Here is a 20,501-nt window from a genome sequence, read left to right on the forward strand (position 1 = left end):
GCTCAGCGCGGCGCCGGCCATATCCGCACCACCGCCACCGCACCCGTCCCACGCACCGTGAGCGACGGCCCGGGCCAGCACACGGCGTCCAATGCGCCCAGCTCGACGCTTTCGCCTGCGGCCGACGACACCGCGACGGTTCCGGACAGGCCGATCAGCACCAGCGGTTCGGCAGGGCCCACCGACACCTCGGCGTCGTCGTGCAGCCGGATCACGTCGAGCTCTGCGCCGGCGCGCCCGCGGCGCGTCATCACGTTGAGATCCCGGGTCGGTGTGGAAACCTCCCCGGTGGTGTCGGAGCCGCCGTCAAAGGCGAACGGCTCCAACGGTTGCAGGCGGTGTCGCACCCCGTCGACGGTCAGCGCCATGTCGGTGCCGTCGATGAACGTGATGATTCGATCGACTCCGGGGAACGCCGAGAATGCGCCGGACGCCGACACCTCGGCAATGCTGATACGCCAGTCGAATTCGTCATCGCCCGGGCTGCGGGCCAGTTCGTAGGTCACCCCACCGCCGTTGCGCCACGGCATGCGCTGGTGCGTGGCGAAGGTTTGCACCCGCAGTGTCACGACGAGCGGTCCCCGAGGCTACCCGCCACCAGCTCACCACAGCGCCACACCGCCCCGACCAACGGCACGCCGGGCCGGTACGCCAGGTGCACATGTGAAATGGCATCCAGCAGAACCGCATCCGCTCGCGCACCGACACCCAGATGCCCGACGTCGGTACGGCGCAATGCCCGCGCCCCACCCATGGTCGCCGACCACAGCGCTTCGTCCGGAGTCATGTTCATGTCGCGGACCGCCAATGCGATGCAGAACGGCAGGTTGGTGGTGAAGCCCGAGCCCGGGTTGCAATTGCTGGCCAGCGCTACCGTGACACCGGCGTCGAGCAGCCGCCGGGCGTCCGGATACGGCATGCGCGTTGCGAATTCGGTGGCCGCAAGCAGGGTGGCCACGGTGTCGCCGGACGCCAGCGCGGCGATGTCGTCGTCGTCGAGGAACGTCGCGTGGTCGGCCGACGCCGCACCGAACTCTACGGCGATCTGCACACCAGGCCCCGGCCCGAGCTGGTTGGCGTGCACCCGCGGGATCAGGCCCCGCTCGACGCCGGCGGTCAGGATCTTGCGCGTCTGATCCCCGTCGAACGCGCCCCGCTCGCAGAACACGTCGATCCATTTGGCGGCGGGCGCACACGCGTCGAGCATGGCCGTGCACACCAGATCCACGTAGTCGTCAGGGCGATCGGCATATTCCTGCGGCACCAAATGGGCCCCGAGGAAGGTGATTTCGTCGGTGAACTCGGCGGCGAGCTGCAGGCTCTGCACCTCGGTGTCGACCGTCAGCCCGTAGCCGGACTTGCACTCGTTGGTGGTGGTGCCCGAGCGTCGCGACTCGGCGATCAGGCGCGCGACGTTGGCGCGCAGCTCGTCGGTGCTCGCCGCGCGAGTGGCATTGACTGTCGTGTTGATTCCACCTGCACTGTAAGGCTTTCCGGCCATCCGGGCGGCGAACTCCGCGGACCGGTCGCCGCTGAACACCAGGTGGCTGTGGCTGTCGACGAAACCGGGGATGACGGCGCGCCCGTCGGCGTCCACGCGATCGTCGGCGTCCGGTGCCCCGGCACGGGGCCCGACCCAGGCCACCACGCCGTCGTCGAAGACCATCGCGGCATCCTCGATCAGGCCGACCAGCCCGGCCTGTTGCGCCGGATCATTGGTGACGAGTGCGCCGATGTTGTCGATCAGAAGACTACTCATGAGATCAAAGTCCTAATGGAATCATGAAGTGCGGCAGGCACATCGTCGATCTGGGTGTGCGAACGTCGGTCCACCACCCGGCGGCCGCCGACCACCACATCGGTCACATCGGGGGCCGACGCGGCGAAAACCAAAGTCTCCAAGAGGGTTCCGGATTCCCAGCCGGCCATGCGGACGGAGTCGAGCCCGACCGTGACGAAATCCGCGAGCGCACCTGCTTCCAGCCGGCCGGCCTCGGGCCAGCCCAGCGAAGCATGCCCGTCGGAGGTGGCGGCGCGCATCAGCTCTGCCGCAGGCCAGTGCCCGCGCCGTTCGGTACGCAGCCGCTCGTCGAGTTCCATGCCGCGGGTTTCCTCGAAGATGTCCACGATGGCGTTGCTGTCGCTGCCCAGCGTCAGCGGGGTGCCCGCCGTTGCGAGATCCCGTGCCCGGCCGATGCCGTCGGCGAGGTCGCGTTCGGTGGTCGGCGTCATACACACGTAGGTGCGCGAATCGGCCAGGGCGCTGACGTCGTCGTCGGTGAGATGGGTGGCGTGCACCGCGGTCGACAGCGATCCCAGCGCGCCGTGTTCAGCCAGCAGCTGGGTCGGGGTGCAGCCGTGTGCGGCCACGCAGGCCTCGTTCTCGGCCCGCTGCTCGGACATGTGGAAGTGCAGCGGCACACCGTGGCTCTTGGCCCAATCGGCGACAGTGCCGAGCTGATCTGCCGGCACGGCACGGACCGAGTGGATCGCGGCGCCGATGCGGGCCTGGGGTGTGGCGGTGAGCCGCTCGACCCGCTCGGCCCACGCCGCGGCGGTGCCGTCGGTGAACCGCACCTGCGGGCCTTGCAGCTCGGTGTCGAAACCGCCTGTCAGATAACACGCGTCGAGCAGGGTGATGCGGATACCGGCGTCGGCGGCCGCCGCGATGAGTGCCTCGCCCAACGCATTCGACTCGGGGTACGGCGTGCCGTCCGGGCGGTGGTGCACGTAGTGGAACTCGCCGACGCACGTGATGCCCGCGAGTGCCATCTCGGCATATGTCGCACGCGCGAGGGCGTGATACGAGTCCGGGTCCAGCCGTCCGGCCACGGCGTACATGTCCTCACGCCAGGTCCAGAACGTGCCGCCACCGCGGTGGGTGCGCCCGCGTAGCGCGCGGTGGAACGCGTGGCTGTGCGAGTTGGCCAGGCCCGGCACCGTCACGCCTGCCAGGTGGGTGGTGTCGGCCGGGCGATCCTGCCCTGCTGACACCGAAGTGATCCTGTCGCCGTCGACCTCGATGAGCACGCGGTCGCTGACCTGATCGCCGCCGAGCCAGGCGTAATCCGCGAAATACCGCGTCACTGGCTCACCAACTCTTTCAGCACCTTGGTCAGCGCAACCACTCCGGCCACGCAGTCGTCGTCGGAGGCGTCTTCCACCGGGCTGTGACTCACCCCGGTTGGATTGCGCACGAACAGCATCGCCGTCGGCACGTGGGCCGACAGGATCCCGGCGTCGTGGCCCGCTCCGGTGGGCAACTGGGGCGCGCCGTCGAGCAGCGCGCTGATGCGGTCCCGCAGCGCGTCGTCGAAACCGACGACAGGCGAATACGATTCGCGCGTCACCGTGCACGTGGCACCGTGCTCGGCGGCCGCCTCCTCGCCGACCGCGGTGACCTCGGAAACCAATTTCTCCAGCACGGTGTCATCGGCGGCGCGGGCGTCCAGCCAACCGTGCACGGCCGACGGAATCGCGTTGACGCCGTTGGGGATCACCAGGACCTTGCCGAAGGTGGCGAGCGCCCCGGTGCGGGTGGCGGTGTCACGGGCGGCCAGCACGCTGGCCGCGAACGGCAACATGGGGTCGACGCGATCGTCCACCCGGGTGGTGCCGGCATGGTTTGCCTCGCCGAGAAATTCGAACCGCCACCGGCCGTGCGGCCAGATGGCTGTCGCGACCCCGACCGCGGCGTCCATGTCCACCAGTGCCCGGCCCTGTTCGACATGGAGTTCCACGAACACCCCGATGCGCTCCAGCGCCTGCTCGTCGCGGCCCAGCCGCGCGGGATCCACCCCGGCCGCGTGCATCGCGTCGCCCAGGGTGACGCCGTCGGCGTCCTTGAGCCCGCGCGCCCGGTCGGGTTCGATCGCGCCGGTCAGCAGCCGACTGCCCATACACGCGACGCCGAACCGGGCGCCCTCCTCGTCGGCGAAATTGGTGACCGCCAGCGAGCGCGTGGGTTCGACGCCCTGCGCACGCAGTTCGTCGACAGCCAGAAAGGCCGAAACCACGCCCAGCGGACCGTCATACGCGCCGCCGTCGGGCACGCTGTCGAGATGGCTTCCGGTCACCACCGAGCCGGCACGGGGTTCGCCCCACCACGCCCACTGGTTCCCGTTGCGGTCCTCCTCGTAGACCAGCCCGCGCTGCTTGGCCTGGTCGATGAACCAGGCTCGCAGCTCGCCGTCGGCCGCGTTCCAGGCGAACCGGCGGTAACCACCGCTGCCCGGGTCACGGCCGATCGGCGCGAGCGACGCCCACAGCGAGACAAACCTGTCCTTGAGCGGCGGCATCAGCTCTCCTGCATGGGGATTCGGACGCCGCGTTCCTTCGCGACTTCCTCGGCCCGCTCGTAGCCGGCATCGACGTGACGGATCACGCCCATGCCGGGGTCGTTGGTCAGCAGGCGGGAAAGCTTCTGTGCCGCAAGCTCGGTCCCGTCGGCGACACCGACCTGCCCGGCGTGGATGGACCGGCCGATGCCGACTCCGCCGCCGTGGTGGATCGACACCCACGCCGCACCGGATGATGTGGCGGTCAGGGCGTTGAGCAGCGGCCAGTCGGCGATCGCATCGGATCCGTCGAGCATCGACTCGGTCTCGCGGTAGGGGCTGGCCACCGAACCGCAGTCGAGGTGGTCGCGGCCGATGACGATCGGGGCCGACACCTTGCCGCTGGCCACCAGATCGTTGAACAGCACGCCGGCCTTGTCGCGTTCGCCGTAGCCCAGCCAGCAGATCCGGGCGGGCAGGCCCTGGAACGCGATGCGCTCGCGGGCGCCGCGCATCCACTTGTGCAGGCGGTCGTCGTCCGGGAACAGGTCCATGATGGCCTTGTCCGTGGTGTAGATGTCCTCCGGATCGCCCGAGAGCGCGACCCAGCGGAACGGGCCCTTGCCCTCGCAGAACAGCGGTCGGATGTAAGCGGGGACGAAACCGGGGAATTCGAAGGCCCGTTCGTAACCGCCGAGGCGGGCTTCGTCGCGGATCGAGTTGCCGTAGTCGAAGACCTCGGCGCCGCCGTCCTGGAACTCGACCATGGCTTTGACCTGTGTCGCCATGGATTCGCGGGCCCGGTCGGTGAATTCGTCGGGCTTCTTCTCGGCGTAGTCGTGCCAGTCGTCGAGGTCGATGCCCTCGGGCAGGTAGGACAGCGGATCGTGGGCGCTGGTCTGGTCGGTGACGAGGTCGATCGGTACGCCGCGGCGCAGCAGTTCGGGGAAGATCGTGGCGGCGTTGCCGACGACGCCGATCGACCAGGCCCGCTTGTTGGTCCTGGCGTCGACGGCCTTCTTGATCGCGTCCTCGAGATCGTCGGCGACCTCGTCGAGGTAGCGGTGCTCGACGCGGCGGCGCAGGCGCGCCTCGTCGACGTCCACGATCAGGCAGGCACCGCCGTTGAGGGTCACCGCGAGGGGCTGGGCACCGCCCATGCCCCCGCAACCGCCGGTCAGCGTCAGGGTCCCGGCGAGGGTGCCGCCGAAGCGTTTTTCCGCTGCCGCGGCGAAGGTTTCGTAGGTGCCCTGGACGATGCCCTGGGTGCCGATGTAGATCCAGGATCCCGCAGTCATCTGCCCGTACATCGTCAGCCCGAGGTTCTCCAACCGCCGGAATTCGGGCCAGGTGGCCCAGTCGCCGACCAGGTTCGAGTTGGCGATCAGCACGCGCGGTGCCCATTCATGGGTCTGCCACACGCCGACCGGCTTGCCGGATTGCACCAGCATCGTCTCGTCGGGTGCCAGGGTCTCCAGGGTGCGCACCATGGCGTCGAAACAGGCCCAGTTGCGCGCGGCGCGCCCGGTGCCGCCGTAGACGACGAGGTCGTCCGGACGTTCGGCGTTCTCCGGATCCAGGTTGTTCATCAGCATGCGCAGCGGCGCTTCGGTATACCAGCTGCGGGCGGTGCGCGTGGTGCCGCGAGGGGCACGTACGGGACGGGCGCCTTCCATTGGATTCTCCCTTGAATATCGAAATGGGTTGGTGGAGTGGCTAATCGAGAAACAGGTTGCGATCTGCCGCGCGCTGGTCGAACTCTTCGAGCCACCGCTGACCGTGTTCGGGCAGCGCCTCCGTGAGCGCGTGAAGCAAGCTCATGGTCAGCGCCATCGGCGCGACGGTGGAATCGAAGGTCAGTGTCGGGGCGACGGGCGCGGCGAGCAGATCGTCGACTTCGCCTGCCAGCGGGCACAGCGGGCTGTCGGTGATCAGGGCGACTCGCAGCCCGAGGGTGCGGGCGAACTGAATGGACTCCTGCAGGGCGCGCGGGTAGCGCGGCAGGCCGAAGGCCAGAAGCCACGTCGCACCCGCGGCGCGGGCGTTGACCAGGACATCGTCGCCGTCCGAGCCGGCCGGAACCGACCGGACGTCGGGGTGCACCTTCGCGGCGAAGTGGACGAAGATGTCGGCGAACGGCTTGGACACCCGCAGCCCGAGCACCGGCAGCGGCCGCGATTCGGCGAGGTAGCTGCCGATCCGGTCGATCCGTTCGCCCGCCCATGGGCTGGACGCGAGCTCGGCGAGGTTCGCGGTCTCCGCGGCGATCAGGCGCCGTAGCGCGCTGACCGAGTCGGCTTCGGTGGTGCTGCCGCGCAGTTGCTCCTGCACTTGAGCCCTGGCCTGTTCGCGCAGCTCAGGGTAGCCGTCGAAGCCCAGGGCTGAGGCGAAGCGGCTGACCGTCGGCTGGCTGACGCCCGAGCGGCGGCCGAGCTCCTCGGCGCTGAGCCACACCGCTTCCTCGGGGTGGTCGAGCAGAAAACCCGCCACGCGTCGCTGCGCGGGAGACAGCTGACGGCCTTCGATCAGCATGTTGAGCCAGCGCCGCACGCTGGCGGCAGCTGCCGGTGTCTGCCCTATCGGCATCGTCCCTCGATTCGACGGTGTTAGCCCAAAAATGTGCTCCCTGAATGAAGACCTGTCAAGCCCCGTCATCAATATCAAGTGAATAGTCACCCTAACTGGAAAACGAACACTTGCTGTATTCATTCATCGCGTTGTAGCGTGCTTTCGCAGCACCCGCCGGAGTCCTCGGCACAGAATCGGGGCGCTCGCGGCTGCTCCTCGGTTCGACGGCGACCAAAATCGCCCGCAACTCACCGGTGCCGGTCATCGTGGTTCCGTGACGACGCCGCAAACCCATCCAGGTTCCAGCAGCACAGTAGGGAGAATCAGATGAACAGCACGCCGCCCCGGGTCACCGTTGGCCGGGGACCGGTTTCGGAAGCTGATGTGGTTGCCGTGGCCCGGCATGGGGCCGGCGTGGAGCTCGGCAGCGACGCACTTGCCGCGATCGCGGAGGCGCGTGCCGTCGTCGACGCCCTCGCCCACGACGTCAAACCGCACTACGGCGTGTCGACGGGTTTCGGTGCGCTGGCCAGCGTGCACATCCCACTCGAGCAGCGAGTCCAGTTGCAGCGGTCCCTGATCCGATCGCATGCCGCCGGCTCCGGACCCGAAGTGGAACGTGAGGTGGTCCGCGCCCTCATGCTGCTGCGGCTCTCGACCCTGGCCACCGGCCGGACGGGTGTACAGCTCAAGGCCGCCGCGACCATCGCTGCCCTGCTCGATGCCGGCATCACACCCGTTGTGCGGGAGTACGGTTCGCTGGGCTGCTCGGGCGATCTGGCGCCCCTGGCCCACTGCGCGTTGGCGCTCCTCGGTGAGGGCGACGTGCGTGATGCCGCAGGCAATCTGCGTGAGTCCGCCGACGCGATGCGCGAGGCAGGCATCGAACCGATCGAGCCCGCCGAGAAGGACGGTCTCGCGCTCATCAACGGCACCGACGGCATGCTCGGCATGCTGCTGTTGGCCTGCCACGACTTCGACATGCTGCTGCGCTGTGCGGATCTGACGGCTGCCATGAGCGTCGAGGCCATGCTGGGCACCGACCGGGTGTTCGCGGCCGATCTGCAGGCCTTGCGTCCGCAGCCGGGCCAGGCCGTGGCCGCGGCGAATATGCGTGCGCTGCTGGCGAATTCGCCCATCGTCGCAAGCCACGTCGGCCCTGACTGCACGTATGTCCAGGACGCCTACTCGATGCGGTGCGCACCCCAGGTCGCCGGGGCCGCCCGCGACACCCTGGCCCACGCCCGCAGGATCGCCGGCTACGAGCTGGCCTCGGCCGTCGACAACCCGGTCGTCACGCTCGACGGCCGCGTGGAATCCAACGGCAACTTCCACGGTGCGCCCGTCGCCTACGTGCTGGACTTCCTGGCCATCGCCGTCGCCGATCTGGCCTCGATCAGTGAACGACGCACCGATCGCATGCTCGACGTGGCGCGGTCACGTGGGCTGCCGCCGTTCCTGGCGCACGACGCGGGCGTCGACTCGGGGCACATGATCGCGCAGTACACCCAGGCCGCGATCGTCTCGGAGCTCAAGCGCCTGGCAGTGCCTGCCAGTGTCGACTCCATCCCGTCGAGCGCGATGCAGGAGGACCACGTCTCGATGGGATGGTCGGCGGCCCGCAAACTGCGGCTGGCGCTCGACGGGCTGACCCGCGTGCTCGCCGTCGAATTGCTCACCGCGGCACGCGCCATCGACCTGCGCGCCCCGCTGCAGCCAGGGCCCGCCACCGGCGCCGTCGTCGCCGCGCTGCGCGAAACCGTGCCGGGTCCGGGGCAGGACCGCTTCCTGTCCCGCGAGGTCGAGGCGGCCGTGGAGTTCGTCCGCAGCGGGGCCGCGGTGGCTGCGGCGAACTCGGCACTGCCGGAGCCCTTGCAGGGCGTCTCGGCCGAACACTGAGGTCAGCTCCTCACATACCGCCCGCCAGGGCCGTGAGCACACCGTGATGGGCGCTTCACACAGCGCGACATTGCGGCAATATCGCGTTCCTAACCTCGCGGTATGTCTGGAACACGAAACGTCGTCGTGGTCGGTCACGGCATGGTGGGCCACCGCTTTGTCGAGGCGTTGCGGGCCAGGGACACCGCGGGGGACTGGCGAGTCACGATCCTTGCGGAGGAATCCGATGCCGCATACGACCGCGTCGGGCTGACGGGATACACCGAGCACTGGGACCGCGCTCAGCTGGCGCTGCCCGGCAACGGCTACCTGGGCGACGACAACGTCGAGCTGTGGCTCGGCAGTGCGGCCACCGAGATCGACCGCGCCGCCAAGACGGTGCGCACCGGCGATGGACGCCGCGTCGACTACGACGCCCTGGTGCTGGCCACCGGCTCGTACGCGTTCGTGCCGCCGGTGCCGGGACACGACCTGCCGGGCTGCCACGTCTACCGCACCCTCGACGATCTCGACGCGATCCGCGCAGCTGCTCAGCGGGCCGCCGACAACGGCCTGGCCGGCGTGGTGATCGGCGGCGGTCTGCTCGGGCTCGAGGCCGCCAACGCGTTGCGGCAGTTCGGCCTGCCCGCGCACATCGTCGAGCGGGCACCGCGCCTGATGAACCAGCAGCTCGACGAGGCCGGTGGGGCACTGCTGGTCAGGATGGTCGGCGAACTCGGTATCGCCGTGCACATCGATGTCGGCACGGACGCGATCGAGTCCATCGACGGCGGGGTGCGGGTGTGCCTCTCCGACGGCAGCTTGATCGACGCCGGTGTGGTGATCTTCGCGGCGGGGGTGCGACCGCGGGACGAGCTGGCCCGCGCGGCCGGGCTGGTCACCGCCGAGCGCGGCGGCGTGCTCACCGACTTATCTTGCGTCACTTCGGATCCCAGTATTTTCGCGGTCGGCGAGGTGGCCGCGATCGAAGGCCGCTGCTACGGCCTGGTCGGCCCGGGATACACCAGTGCCGAGGTGGTGGCCGACCGGCTGCTGGGCGGTGCGGCGGAGTTCCCCGAGGCCGACATGTCGACCAAGCTGAAGCTGCTGGGTGTCGACGTGGCGAGCTTCGGCGACGCCATGGGCGCCACGCCGGACTGCCTGCAGGTGGTGGTCAACGACGCGGTGAACCAGACCTACGCCAAGCTGGTCCTCTCCGACGATGCCAAGACCCTGCTGGGCGGCATCCTGGTTGGTGACGCGTCCGCGTACGGGGTGCTGCGGCCGATGGTCGGCGAGCAGTTGCCCGGCGACCCGATGGCGCTCATCGCGCCGCCCGGATCAGGCTCTGGCGCAAGCGCTCTCGGCGTCGGCGCGTTGCCCGATACCGCGCAGATCTGCTCGTGCAACAACGTCACCAAGGGCGATCTCACCGGTGCCATCGCCGGTGGCTGCTGCGATGTGGCCCAGCTCAAGAAGTGCACGCTGGCAGGCACGTCGTGCGGATCCTGCGTGCCGCTGCTCAAGCAGCTGCTGGAGGCCGAGGGCGTCGAACAGTCCAAGGCACTGTGTGAGCACTTCACCCAGTCACGTGCCGAGCTGTTCGAGATCATCAGTGCCACCGAAATCCGTACCTTCTCCGGGCTGCTGGCCCGGTTCGGCACCGGAAAAGGTTGTGACATCTGCAAACCCACGATCGCGTCGATCCTGGCGTCGACCAGTTCGGAGCACATCCTCTCCGGTGAGCAGGCCTCGCTGCAGGACTCCAACGACCACTTCCTGGCCAACATCCAGAAGAACGGCAGCTACTCGGTGGTGCCACGAGTTCCCGGCGGGGACATCACGGCCGAGCAGCTGATCCTGATCGGGGAGATCGCGCGCGATTTCGACCTGTACACCAAGATCACCGGTGGCCAGCGCATCGACATGTTCGGCGCCCGGGTGGAGCAGTTGCCCGAGATCTGGCGTCGGCTGGTCGAAGGCGGGATGGAATCCGGGCACGCCTACGGCAAGTCGTTGCGCACCGTGAAGAGTTGCGTCGGCAGCGACTGGTGCCGGTACGGCCAGCAGGATTCCGTGCAGATGGCCATCAACCTCGAGTTGCGGTATCGCGGGCTGCGGTCCCCGCACAAACTCAAGATGGGGGTGTCGGGCTGCGCCCGGGAATGCGCGGAGGCGCGCGGCAAGGACGTCGGCGTCATCGCCACCGAAACCGGCTGGAACCTCTACGTCGGCGGCAACGGCGGGATGACGCCCAAGCACGCGCAACTGCTGGCCGGCGACCTCGACGACGAGACGCTGGTGCGCTACATCGACCGGTTCCTGATGTTCTACATCCGCACCGCCGACCGCCTGCAGCGCACCGCGCCGTGGGTGGAGGGCCTCGACGGCGGCATGGCTCATCTGCGGGACGTCATCTGCAACGACTCGCTGGGGCTCGCGGCGGAGTTCGAAGCCGCGATGGCCCGCCACGTCGACGGGTACGCCTGCGAATGGAAGGGCGTGCTGGAAGACCCCGAGAAGCTGTCGCGGTTCGTCTCGTTCGTCAATGCCCCAGACGTCGCCGACCCCACCGTCGCCTTCACGCAGCGGGACGGGCGGAAGGTTCCCGCCATGAGGAGCGCAACCGACATCGGCATGCCCACGATCCGACCCATGGAGGAGTCGATATGACACTGCTCGACGACCGCAACGACGTCTACTCGCGACAACTCTGGGACTGGACGACCGCATGCCGGTACGACTACCTGATGCCGTGCCGCGGCGTGGCCGTGCTGTTGCCCGACGGATCGCAGGTGGCGCTGTTCCGGCTCGACGACGGCACGCTGCACGCCGTGGGCAACATCGACCCGTTCTGCGGTGCGGCCGTGATGTCCCGGGGCATCGTGGGCGACCGCGGAGGCCGGGCGACCGTCCAGTCGCCGATTAAGAAGCAGGCGTTCGCATTCGACGACGGCAGCTGCCTCGACGACCCCGAGATGTTCGTTCCGGTCTATCGGACCCGTGTCACGCCCGGCGGCTTCGTCCAGGTCGCGCGGTAGCGCCTGCGGCCATCCAGTAGGCGTCGCGGCCCGGTCCGTCACAGCGCCGGACGTCACCGCGTCGTTCCAGCACTGTCAGGTTCCGGTACACCGCCTCGATCACGACAGGTTCGGCGAAGTGTTCGTGAACATGATTACGAAGTTCGGCGGTGGTCATCGATCGTCGCGTACCCGCGAGCGCGCTCAACAGACGCACCCGCAACAGTTCGGCGGGCGTTGGGTTAGTTGCTGGCACGAATGGACTCACCGTCGGGGCGGCGAGCGCCGCCCAGAGTTGTTACCTGCACCGTTACCCAAGCTCCTGCAAACAAAGACCAGCTATCGGTCATACGATAGCTGAGTACAACCCAAAATCCCGCAACGCCGTGATCAGCCCGGATGCCGGTGTGCATGTTTAGTAAGCCGAAAACGCGGGTACAAGCGTTTTTCACGCTGCAGATCATCCCGATGAACGGCAGTTGAACAGGTGCCAGTGGGTCTTGGCGGTTTGCTCTGGCTAACTAGAAAAGTTCGCTGGGCGTCGCTACTATCCCGTTGGGGAGTGCTTCAAAAGGGGCTGACGAGGATGATATTTGCACGTTCGATGGTCAAGCTGGTGACTTTGCTCGGTGCAGCGGCGATGCTGGGCTCGGTGATCGCGTTGATGTTGCCGCTCGGCCTGAATGTGGTCGATCGCACCGGTGCGCCGATACCGTGCGGCACCGGTATGCGCCCGTCCTACGACGTCGCGGCCAAGCAGGATCTACTCAACCTGGACCAACACACCCTGGCCGGGCCGGCGTACGTGATGAGTGACTACGCCGAGCAGTGCGAGGGACTGGTCAGCCAGCGTCGGACGGCAGCGCTGTCGGTTGGTGGTGGCGGTGCCGTGCTGTTGCTGGCCGTGCTGGCCGGGCCGTACGTCGGACGCGCGCTGGCCTCACGCCGCGACCGGCAGGCCCAATACGCCCGCTCGGCGGAACCGGTTGGCGATCAGCCGAACCATGCCCGGGTGCAACCCCAGCGGTTCGCTGACGATATCCCCACCGGCGTCACGCAACCGATCCTGGAAGAGCCCATCGGCAAGCAGGTAGGACGCCACTGCAATGCGGCGGCCGCCGCGTTGGCGCTGCGCGGCAACAGCTTCGGCGACGCTGGGCGCGCCGGTGGCGGCATAGGCCAGTTCTACGCGATCGCCGGTAACGGCTGACAGCAGTGCGGCGGTGCGGCGCAGATCGGACTGAGCGCCGGGATCCGACGTGCCTGCCGCCGCGAGGATCACGGAAACACCTGGACGCCAGCCTGATTCGACCAGCCGATCGGCCAGCACCCGGACGGTGCCCGGGCACGGTCCCAGCGCGCGGGTGATGGTCACCGCGGGGTGACCACTCGCGGCGACATGGTTGGGCACGTCGACGCGGACGTGATAGCCGTTGGCCAAGAATGCGGGCACCACCACCGCGGGTGCATCCGCAGGCAGGGTCGCGAGCACCTCGGTGGGTGTCGGTCCGAGCACGTCGACGAACGAGACGTGGACGGGTCGGCCCAGCATGTGTGCCACGCGCTCGGCGAGTTCGTTGATCATGGCCACGCCGCCCGGCTTGCGGGTGCCGTGCGCCACCAGCACCAGGCTCATCGCGCCCCGGCGAGGTCGGCGTCCACCGCTGCGGGTGGCTCGTCAACGGCCAGCCGGTAGCCGCGCTTCACCACGGTCGACACGATGTTCTTGTCTCCCAACGCAGTTCGTAGCCGCAACACTGCCGTTTCGACGGCGTGGGTGTCGGTGCCGCTGCCCGGCAGCGCACCGAGCAGATCGAATCGGGACACCACCGCGCCGGGCCGGTGGGCCAGCGCGCGGATGGTCGCCATCGATGCCGGCGACAGCGGCTTGACGACGCCGTCGACCAGCACGCAGGTGCCCCGGATCTCCAGGACATGCCCGGCAACGCGGACGGTCCGGGCCTGCAGCAGGGGTAGTTCGTCGGTGATGTGGCGCGCCAGTGCACCCAGCCGCATGCGTTCGGGCGCCGACACGGGTATCCCGAGCCGGACCAACGGCCGGGCCGTCACGGGTCCCACACACATCGCGTGCACGTTGGTGCGCAGTGCCGACACCACCTGATCGGCGATGTCCATCTCGGTCGCCCGCATCAACACCGAGGCCACCGCGGGGGCCGAGGTGAAACTGACCGCGTCGAAACGCTGTTCGGCGATACCGGCGACCAGCTGGTCGAATTCGCCGTCGCGTGGTGCGGGATGCCAGCGGTACACCCGAATGGGGACCACATCCGCACCGGCGCTTCGCAATTCGTCGAGAAACTCGGGGAACGGGTCCCACTCGTCGGTGGCACCGTGCAACTGCACGGCGATGCGCAGGCCTGCGATTCCGTGCTCGACGAGATAGTGCACCACCTCGCGGGAGGATTCCGAATCGGGTGACCATTCCTCGGGCAGCCCTGCCGCCCGCAGCGCGCCCGTGGCCTTCGGACCGCGGGACACGATGCGGGCTTGACTCAGCGCGTGCGTCAGGTCGGCGGCAAGGCCCCAACCGTCCGCCGCCGCGATCCAACCGCGAAAGCCGATCCCCGTCGTGGCGACCACGATGTCGGGCGCATCGGCGATCAGGGCCTCGGTGTTGGTGCGCAGCTCGTCGTCGTCGGGCAGCGGAACCATCGTGATGGCAGCCGCGCTGGTCACCGTCGCGCCGCGGCGCGTCAGCAGCGTACTGAGCTCATCGGCGCGTCGGGCGGAAGTCACCGCCACGCGGAATCCGGTGAGAGGGGCCCAGTCGGGCTCGGTCATGGGGTCCAGTGAAGGCACGTCGTGTTTCCAAGTCATTACCCGGCCATTGCCGAGGCGTGTCGGTCTGTCTGGACCATTGTGCGGTCTGCGGCGGCAGGCCGGCGGACATAGCGGAACCAGGTGACGGCCGAGGCCAGCACGTAGAAGGCCAGGAACAGCCACAACGCGGTGCTCGCCGAGCCACTGGACAGATAGGACTGGCGCAGTGCCAGGTTGATGCCGACCCCGCCCAGCGCGCCGACCGCTCCGGCGAACCCGATCAGCGCCCCCGACATCGATCGCGACCACTGCTGCCTGGCCTCCTGGTCCACCGGCAGGGAGCGGCTGCGGGCCTCGAAGATGGACGGGATCATCTTGTACACCGAGCCGTTGCCCAGGCCGCTGAGCAGGAACAGCGCGACGAACCCGACGACGTAGCCGGCCATCATCGGGCCCGTCGCCGCGCCCGCGGTGTGATCGTCGACGGTGCTGATCGCGACGAGTAGGCCGGCGGCCAGGATCATGCCGCCGAAGACCGCCAGGGTCACCCGGCCGCCGCCGACCCGGTCGGCCAGCTTGCCGCCGTAGACCCGGGACAGCGAGCCGAGCAGTGGGCCGATGAACGCGATCTGCGCGGCGTGCAGAGAAGCCTGGGCCGGGCTTTGGCCGCCCGCGGCGAAATTGATCTGCAGTACCTGACCGAACGCGAACGCGAACCCGATGAACGATCCGAACGTGCCGATGTAGAGCAGCGAGATCACCCACGTATCCCGTTCGGCAAGAATGGCTTTCATCGCACCCAGGTCGATCTTGTGCTGTTCGAGGTTGTCCATGTAGAGCGCCGCGCCGATGCCGGCGACCGCCAGCGCCACCAGATACACCGCGCACACCCAGTAGGGCGCCCGGTTCCCGGCCGTCGCGATGACCAGCAGTCCGATCAGCTGGATCATCGGCACACCGATGTTGCCGCCGCCGGCGTTGAGGCCCAGTGCCCAGCCCTTGAGCCGCTGCGGGTAGAACGCGTTGATGTTCGTCATCGACGACGCGAAGTTGCCGCCGCCGAATCCGGCCAGCGCCGCGCACACCAGGTACGGCCACAGCGGCAGGCCGGGATGGGCCAGCAGCACCATGGTGCCCACCGTCGGGATCAACAGCACGAAGGCCGAGAACGCGGTCCAGTTGCGACCGCCGAACGTGGCGGTCGCCAGCGTGTAGGGAATGCGCAGGCATGCACCCACCAAGGTGGCGGTCGCGCCGAGCAGGAACTTGTCACCGGCGGTGAAGCCGTAGACCGACTCGGGCATGAACAGCACCATGACCGACCAGATGGACCAGATGGAAAACCCGATGTGCTCGGCGAACACCGACCAGATCAGGTTGCGCCGCGCGATGTACTTGTTCCCGTTCTCCCAGGCTTCGGTGTCCTCGGGATCCCAGTCGGTGATGTGATTGGGCTTCAATAGTTTCGGCATGGCCCGAACGGTAGGAACCGATTATTGCCCGGAGGCTCCCCGCGGTGACCCGGCCGTGAAATTCCGCTCACTGGCTCCTGGGCCGGCGTGTGAGGCCGTTACCAGACGTCGCCGTCGCGCCAATCGCAGGTCAACTCGGCGGTGGTGTCCAGTTCGATGCCGTTCGGCAAGTCGACGGGCAGCACGAACAGCGATTGGTCGTCGTCGGGCGTGCGCGCCAGGCCCGCGGGCTGCAGCACCGATGTCGGCCCCTGCCACGCCAGCCAGCCGCGCGAGGTGTACATCGGTCGGCCCTCTTCCGACGCACTCAGCGCGCCGATCTGGTACGCGCCGCGCAGCACCTGTTCGAGCGCGTCCATGACCGCGGTGGCCAGTCCCTGCCCCCGCCAGTCCTCGCGCACCGCAATGGCCTCGAGGTAGCCGCAGCGCAGCGCGGTGTCGCGGTAGAGCAGCCGTCGTTGAACCACCGCACCGTGTGCGATCAAGGCACCGTGATGGCAGATCAGGGCGTGCATGCCGCCGAGAGCGTGCTCCCAGTCCGCATCGGTGAAATCCCCGCCGAACGCCTCGATGACCATGCGGCGGGCACCTTCACGGGTCTCGTGGTCGAGATCGGAGGTATGGACCAGCCGCGCGGTGTAGACGTCACGAAGACGGGCACCGAGGTCTCCGCGGATATGGGGAGCACCAGGATCGCGCGTAAGCACACCCTGTTTCTACCAGCGATGCCCGGCGGTGTCTCGGTGCGGCCCCGGGCGGATCAGTCGAACGGACGCCGTGGGTGGGCCCAGTGCAGTCGGACGGTCTGGCCGGGCCGCACCTGGCCCAGTTTGTCGATGTCTTCGTCGGTCACCACGCCGATCACGGGATAACCACCGGTGACCGGGTGGTCCGGACCGAGGATCACCGGAAAACCGTTGGGCGGCACCTGAATGGCCCCGCGGGTGGCGCCTTCGCTGGGCAGTTGACGATCCGGCCAGCGGTAGTCCAATGGCATGCCGACCAAACGCATGCCGACCCGGTCGCTGCGGTTGGTCACCAGCCAGTTGGTGCGGATGAGCACGTCGGGGTCGACGAACCAGTCGTCACGTGGGCCCGGCACGACCTGCAGCTCGACCGCCTCGTCGGTGATCGCGGCCACCGGAGCTTGGTCCAGTTCGGGGAACTCGTCGGTGTGTTCGCCGATGGGAAGGATGTCCCCCGGCTGCAGCGGGGTGGGCCCGATCGACGACATCACGTCGTAGCTACGTGAACCCAGCACGGGTTCGACGTTGATGCCGCCGCGCACCGCGAGATAGCTCCGTAATCCCGAGTGCGGCGCACCGAGTGAGATCACCTGACCGTCGTGCACGTAATGGATGCTGTTGGTGCCGAACGGGATTCCGTTCACCGCGGGATCGGTGTCGGCGCCGGTGACAGCGATGGCGACGTCTCCGCCGCGCACCCGGGCCGAGAATCCGCCGAAGGTCACCTCGATGGTGGCGTGCTCACCCGGGTTGGCCACCAGCCGGTTGGCCAGCGTGTGAGAGCGACGATCGGCGGCGCCCGAGCGGCTGACACCCATGTGTGCCAGGCCGGGGCGGCCCAGATCTTCCAGCAGTGCCAGCGGGCCGGTACGCAGCACTTCCAGTGTGGTGGTCATGTCTGTTCTGCCTCCCTCAACCGATCGCCCGGAACTGGACCCGCATGCCCGGCGTCAGCAGCGCCGGCTTCTCGCGGTCGACGTCGAACAGCACGGCGTCGGTGTGCCCGATCAACTGCCAGCCGCCCGGGGACTGCCGCGGGTAGATGCCGCTGAACTCGCCGGCCAACCCGACGGCCCCGGCGGGAACGCTGGTCCGCGGTTCGGCGCGGCGGGGAACCTGCAGTCGCGGATCACCGTCCACCAGGTAGGCGAAACCTGGTGCGAAACCGCCGAATCCGACCCGCCACGGGGTCCCGATGTGCGCCGCGATGACGCCCGCGGGCGTCAGCCCGGTCAGCGCCGCCACTTCATGCAGATCGGCGCCGTCGTAGACGACGTCGATGGTCACGTCGACCTGGCCGCTCACCGGTTCGGCGGCGAGCGGCTCCGGTGCCGGCCGGAGCTTGCTCAGCCGCTGCCGGGCCCCGGGCTGGTAGCGCGGACTGGCGAGCTTGATCAGGATGGTGCGGGACGCCGGGACGATGTCCACGACACCGGGCAGCTCGGTCTTGTGCAGCTGGGCTGTCCACGCCAAAACGTCGGCCGTGCTGTCGAACTCGAGCAGCAGCGCGTGATTTCCATATTCGTGGACCGCAGGCATGACGACTGCGTCCACCACATCTGATGCCACACTCATATTCCGAAACTACCCGCGAGTAGCTAGGAAATGGGTGGCTCTATGAGCCTTGCCAGAACTGCCTTACCGAAGCCTCACACCGCAAGCTGGTAGGTGGGTTCGCGACGCTTGATGAAGGCGATCACGCGGTAGGTGACGGGCAGCATGACCACCTCGACCGCGGTCTTGTAGAACCAGCCGAGCGCGGTGTAGACGGCGAAGTCTCTGAACGTCGAGATGCCGATGGCGCCTGCGGCGATGCTGCAGAACACCAGGGTGTCGCCGAGCTGTCCGGCGAACGTGGAACCGACCAGTCGGGCCCACAGGTGCTTTTCCTTGGTGCGCTGCTTGATGGCGACCACCACCCAGGCGTTGATGGTCTGCCCGACGATGAAGCCGGCCAGTCCGGCGATGATCAGCTGCGTGTACGCATGCACGACGTTTTCGAAGTGCTCTTCGTTGGTGTAGAAGTCGGCGGCGGGCAGGTAGATGGTCACCCAGAAGGTGAACGCCGCCAGGACATTCATCGCGAAGCCGAGAAAGATCGCGCGCCGCGCGGCCTTGAATCCGTACACCTCGGAGAGCACGTCGCCGATGACGTAGGTCAGCGGAAAGACGATGAACCCGCCGTCGGTGATGATCGGACCGAACGCGACGCCCTTGGTGGCGGTGACGTTGGAGATGATCACCAATGCCGTGAACACCGCGACGAGCACCGGATAGTAGGCGGAGCCGATGGCCGCCGTGCCGCGATGCTGGTGCTCTTGGGTGCTTGTCACGCGGTCATTTTGTCAGGCTTGTCTTGATCGGGCCTGTCAGGTCAGCGCGCGGGCCAGCAGGGGTGGCAACTGATCGGCCACCAACGGGTAGGACAGCGTCGAGGCGAACGCGATGGCCCCGGCCAGGTCCTTGGTGGTGAAGACGTGCCGGTTACGCGCGGTGGCCCGCAAGCCGGCGATGGTGGGGTCGGCGAGCAACGCGTCGCGATCCTGGTCGCTCCCGGTTGTCCAGATGAGCACATCGGCACTGTCCAGGACGGCGGCCATCTGGTCGCGGGGGATCAGCTTGTCGACCGGCGGGACAGTGAAGCCGAGCTGGGTCAGGAAGTCGGTGCGCCACCCGGGCGGGGTGGCCTGAACGCTGTCGCGGAACAGCGTGCCGCCCAACAGCATCGCCTTCTTGCCGTTGAACTGCGGGTTGTTGGTGGCCGCGGCCTTGAACTTGTCGTCGACGCCGCTGATCAGGCCTGCCATCTGGTCGTTCTTGAACACGGCCTGGCCGATGATGGTGGCCTGGTCCTTCCACGGCTCGAAGAAGGCGTCCTGGCCGGACTGCGCGACGGTGGGCGCGATCTCGGACAGCTTGGCGTACGTGTCGGAGTCCAGCCCGGCATCGGTGGCGATGATGAGGTCCGGTTTGAGCCCCTTGATCTGCTCGACCTGGATACCGTCGGCCAGGCTCAGCACCGTGGGTTGGGCGCCGGCGAGTTTGGGCTGCGCCCAAGGCCATACCGCGAACGGCTCCTCACCGAACCATTCGGTGACGGCGATCGGCACCACGCCGACGGCCAGCAGATCGTCCTGACCGGTGAAACCGGCGCTGACCACGCGCTGCGGCGGCGCCGGGATCTTCGTCTCGCCGAAGACGTGCCGGACGGTGACCGAACCGTCCTTTGCGACTTGGCCAGGCTTCTCGGTGCTGCACGCGGCTACCAGCGCCATACCCGCGGTGATAGCCAGAAACCCCCGCCGGGACACAGTTGTCGGCACTTAGCCAGCGTAACTGCTTTGCGGTGGTGACGTCACCGAAGATGGTTGCCGTGTGCCGTGTCACGGCTGACGTCCTATTGTCGACAGCGAATATTTGGGTCCGGGTGGCCGTATCCTCATCCCCATGATGCGGCGCAGGGTGCTGTTCGCCATGTTCGGGCTGGCTCTTCCGGTTGCCGTCACGGTGGCCCCGCCGGCCGCGGCTGATTGTGTCGATGCCGGCGGCTCCACGGTGTGTGCGCAGGGGACTGTGCGCGGCGGCGGCCCGGAGCCGCCGACCGCGGGCCCGTACTACCCGTATCCGTGCGAGCTCGACTGGTACTGCGACACCGGTGGTCTCAACATCATCATCGGTGGTGGAGACAACGGTTGGGACGGTGGAGGCATCCGCCCGATCCGTCCGGGCCGGTAGCGTCGTTCCACACAGCGGACACGC

19 protein-coding genes and 1 pseudogene are annotated in these 20,501 nt (G+C 68.1%); 5 read left to right on the forward strand and 15 right to left on the reverse strand.

What is annotated here, in order from left to right:
- Positions 1 to 2: 2 nt before the first annotated feature.
- From RMCB_RS34770 to RMCB_RS34795, 6 genes are read right to left on the reverse strand one after another with little or no spacing between them, the layout of a single operon-like run.
- Positions 3 to 569 (reverse strand): HutD/Ves family protein, encoded by a 567-nt coding sequence (locus tag RMCB_RS34770; protein WP_062832382.1) that lies wholly within the window; start codon positions 567 to 569, stop codon positions 3 to 5.
- On the reverse strand, positions 566 to 1,759 hold the full coding sequence (gene hutI, locus RMCB_RS34775) for an imidazolonepropionase (protein WP_062832383.1): 1,194 nt from the start codon (positions 1,757 to 1,759) through the stop codon (positions 566 to 568). The genes RMCB_RS34770 and hutI overlap by 4 nt, the downstream gene beginning before the upstream one ends.
- Positions 1,756 to 3,087 carry a formimidoylglutamate deiminase gene (locus RMCB_RS34780; protein WP_062832384.1) on the reverse strand — a complete coding sequence of 444 codons (1,332 nt, stop codon included), beginning with the start codon at positions 3,085 to 3,087 and terminating at the stop codon, positions 1,756 to 1,758. Before RMCB_RS34780 ends, hutI begins: the two co-directional genes overlap by 4 nt.
- The gene (locus RMCB_RS34785; protein WP_062832385.1) at positions 3,084 to 4,298 is read right to left on the reverse strand and encodes an allantoate amidohydrolase; all 1,215 of its coding nucleotides are present in this window, start codon (positions 4,296 to 4,298) and stop codon (positions 3,084 to 3,086) included. Before RMCB_RS34785 ends, RMCB_RS34780 begins: the two co-directional genes overlap by 4 nt.
- Positions 4,298 to 5,953, reverse strand: a complete 1,656-nt coding sequence (gene hutU, locus RMCB_RS34790; protein ID WP_062832386.1) for a urocanate hydratase — start codon at positions 5,951 to 5,953, stop codon at positions 4,298 to 4,300. Before hutU ends, RMCB_RS34785 begins: the two co-directional genes overlap by 1 nt.
- Before the next feature lie 40 nt (positions 5,954 to 5,993).
- Positions 5,994 to 6,863 (reverse strand): MurR/RpiR family transcriptional regulator, encoded by an 870-nt coding sequence (locus RMCB_RS34795; protein ID WP_062832387.1) that lies wholly within the window; start codon positions 6,861 to 6,863, stop codon positions 5,994 to 5,996.
- A gap of 185 nt (positions 6,864 to 7,048) precedes the next feature.
- Between RMCB_RS34795 and RMCB_RS37030 the strand changes: the two are divergent.
- The 4 genes and pseudogenes from RMCB_RS37030 to nirD form a co-directional block, all read left to right on the forward strand.
- A pseudogene (locus tag RMCB_RS37030) lies at positions 7,049 to 7,123 on the forward strand (universal stress protein); the annotation flags it as partial.
- A gap of 49 nt (positions 7,124 to 7,172) precedes the next feature.
- Positions 7,173 to 8,744: a histidine ammonia-lyase gene (gene hutH / locus RMCB_RS34805; protein ID WP_062832388.1), complete on the forward strand. Its 1,572-nt coding sequence runs from the start codon at positions 7,173 to 7,175 to the stop codon at positions 8,742 to 8,744.
- 102 nt (positions 8,745 to 8,846) lie between these two features.
- Positions 8,847 to 11,396, forward strand: a complete 2,550-nt coding sequence (gene nirB / locus RMCB_RS34810; RefSeq protein ID WP_062832389.1) for a nitrite reductase large subunit NirB — start codon at positions 8,847 to 8,849, stop codon at positions 11,394 to 11,396.
- Positions 11,393 to 11,764: a nitrite reductase small subunit NirD gene (gene nirD / locus RMCB_RS34815; protein ID WP_062832390.1), complete on the forward strand. Its 372-nt coding sequence runs from the start codon at positions 11,393 to 11,395 to the stop codon at positions 11,762 to 11,764. The genes nirB and nirD overlap by 4 nt, the downstream gene beginning before the upstream one ends.
- A 546-nt stretch (positions 11,765 to 12,310) precedes the next feature.
- Here nirD and RMCB_RS36220 read toward each other — a convergent pair.
- From RMCB_RS36220 to RMCB_RS34860, 9 genes are all read right to left on the reverse strand, one after another.
- A complete protein-coding gene (locus tag RMCB_RS36220) occupies positions 12,311 to 12,466 on the reverse strand; it encodes a hypothetical protein (RefSeq protein WP_165606375.1) in 156 nt (51 codons plus the stop codon).
- A gap of 217 nt (positions 12,467 to 12,683) precedes the next feature.
- Entirely contained in the window at positions 12,684 to 13,379 is a 696-nt protein-coding gene (locus RMCB_RS34825; RefSeq protein WP_062832391.1) for a sirohydrochlorin chelatase, read from the reverse strand.
- Positions 13,376 to 14,545 (reverse strand): uroporphyrinogen-III synthase, encoded by a 1,170-nt coding sequence (locus RMCB_RS34830; RefSeq protein WP_062832470.1) that lies wholly within the window; start codon positions 14,543 to 14,545, stop codon positions 13,376 to 13,378. The genes RMCB_RS34825 and RMCB_RS34830 overlap by 4 nt, the downstream gene beginning before the upstream one ends.
- A 35-nt stretch (positions 14,546 to 14,580) precedes the next feature.
- On the reverse strand, positions 14,581 to 15,996 hold the full coding sequence (locus tag RMCB_RS34835) for a nitrate/nitrite transporter (RefSeq protein ID WP_062832392.1): 1,416 nt from the start codon (positions 15,994 to 15,996) through the stop codon (positions 14,581 to 14,583).
- 98 nt (positions 15,997 to 16,094) lie between these two features.
- Positions 16,095 to 16,673, reverse strand: a complete 579-nt coding sequence (locus tag RMCB_RS34840; protein ID WP_063979715.1) for a GNAT family N-acetyltransferase — start codon at positions 16,671 to 16,673, stop codon at positions 16,095 to 16,097.
- 83 nt (positions 16,674 to 16,756) lie between these two features.
- Positions 16,757 to 17,638, reverse strand: coding sequence for a 5-oxoprolinase/urea amidolyase family protein (locus RMCB_RS34845; RefSeq protein ID WP_029371555.1), 882 nt, complete (start codon positions 17,636 to 17,638; stop codon positions 16,757 to 16,759).
- Between the two features lie 16 nt (positions 17,639 to 17,654).
- Entirely contained in the window at positions 17,655 to 18,317 is a 663-nt protein-coding gene (locus tag RMCB_RS34850; protein ID WP_062832394.1) for a 5-oxoprolinase subunit B family protein, read from the reverse strand.
- Between the two features lie 74 nt (positions 18,318 to 18,391).
- On the reverse strand, positions 18,392 to 19,075 hold the full coding sequence (locus RMCB_RS34855) for a queuosine precursor transporter (RefSeq protein ID WP_029371553.1): 684 nt from the start codon (positions 19,073 to 19,075) through the stop codon (positions 18,392 to 18,394).
- A 36-nt stretch (positions 19,076 to 19,111) separates the two neighbouring features.
- The gene (locus RMCB_RS34860) at positions 19,112 to 20,065 is read right to left on the reverse strand and encodes an ABC transporter substrate-binding protein (RefSeq protein WP_062832395.1); all 954 of its coding nucleotides are present in this window, start codon (positions 20,063 to 20,065) and stop codon (positions 19,112 to 19,114) included.
- Between the two features lie 127 nt (positions 20,066 to 20,192).
- Here RMCB_RS34860 and RMCB_RS34865 point away from each other — a divergent pair, with 127 nt between their 5' ends.
- Entirely contained in the window at positions 20,193 to 20,477 is a 285-nt protein-coding gene (locus RMCB_RS34865) for a hypothetical protein (RefSeq protein ID WP_062832471.1), read from the forward strand.
- Positions 20,478 to 20,501: the final 24 nt, after the last annotated feature.

Source organism: Mycolicibacterium brisbanense (assembly GCF_001570425.1).
GTDB lineage: Bacteria > Actinomycetota > Actinomycetes > Mycobacteriales > Mycobacteriaceae > Mycobacterium > Mycobacterium brisbanense.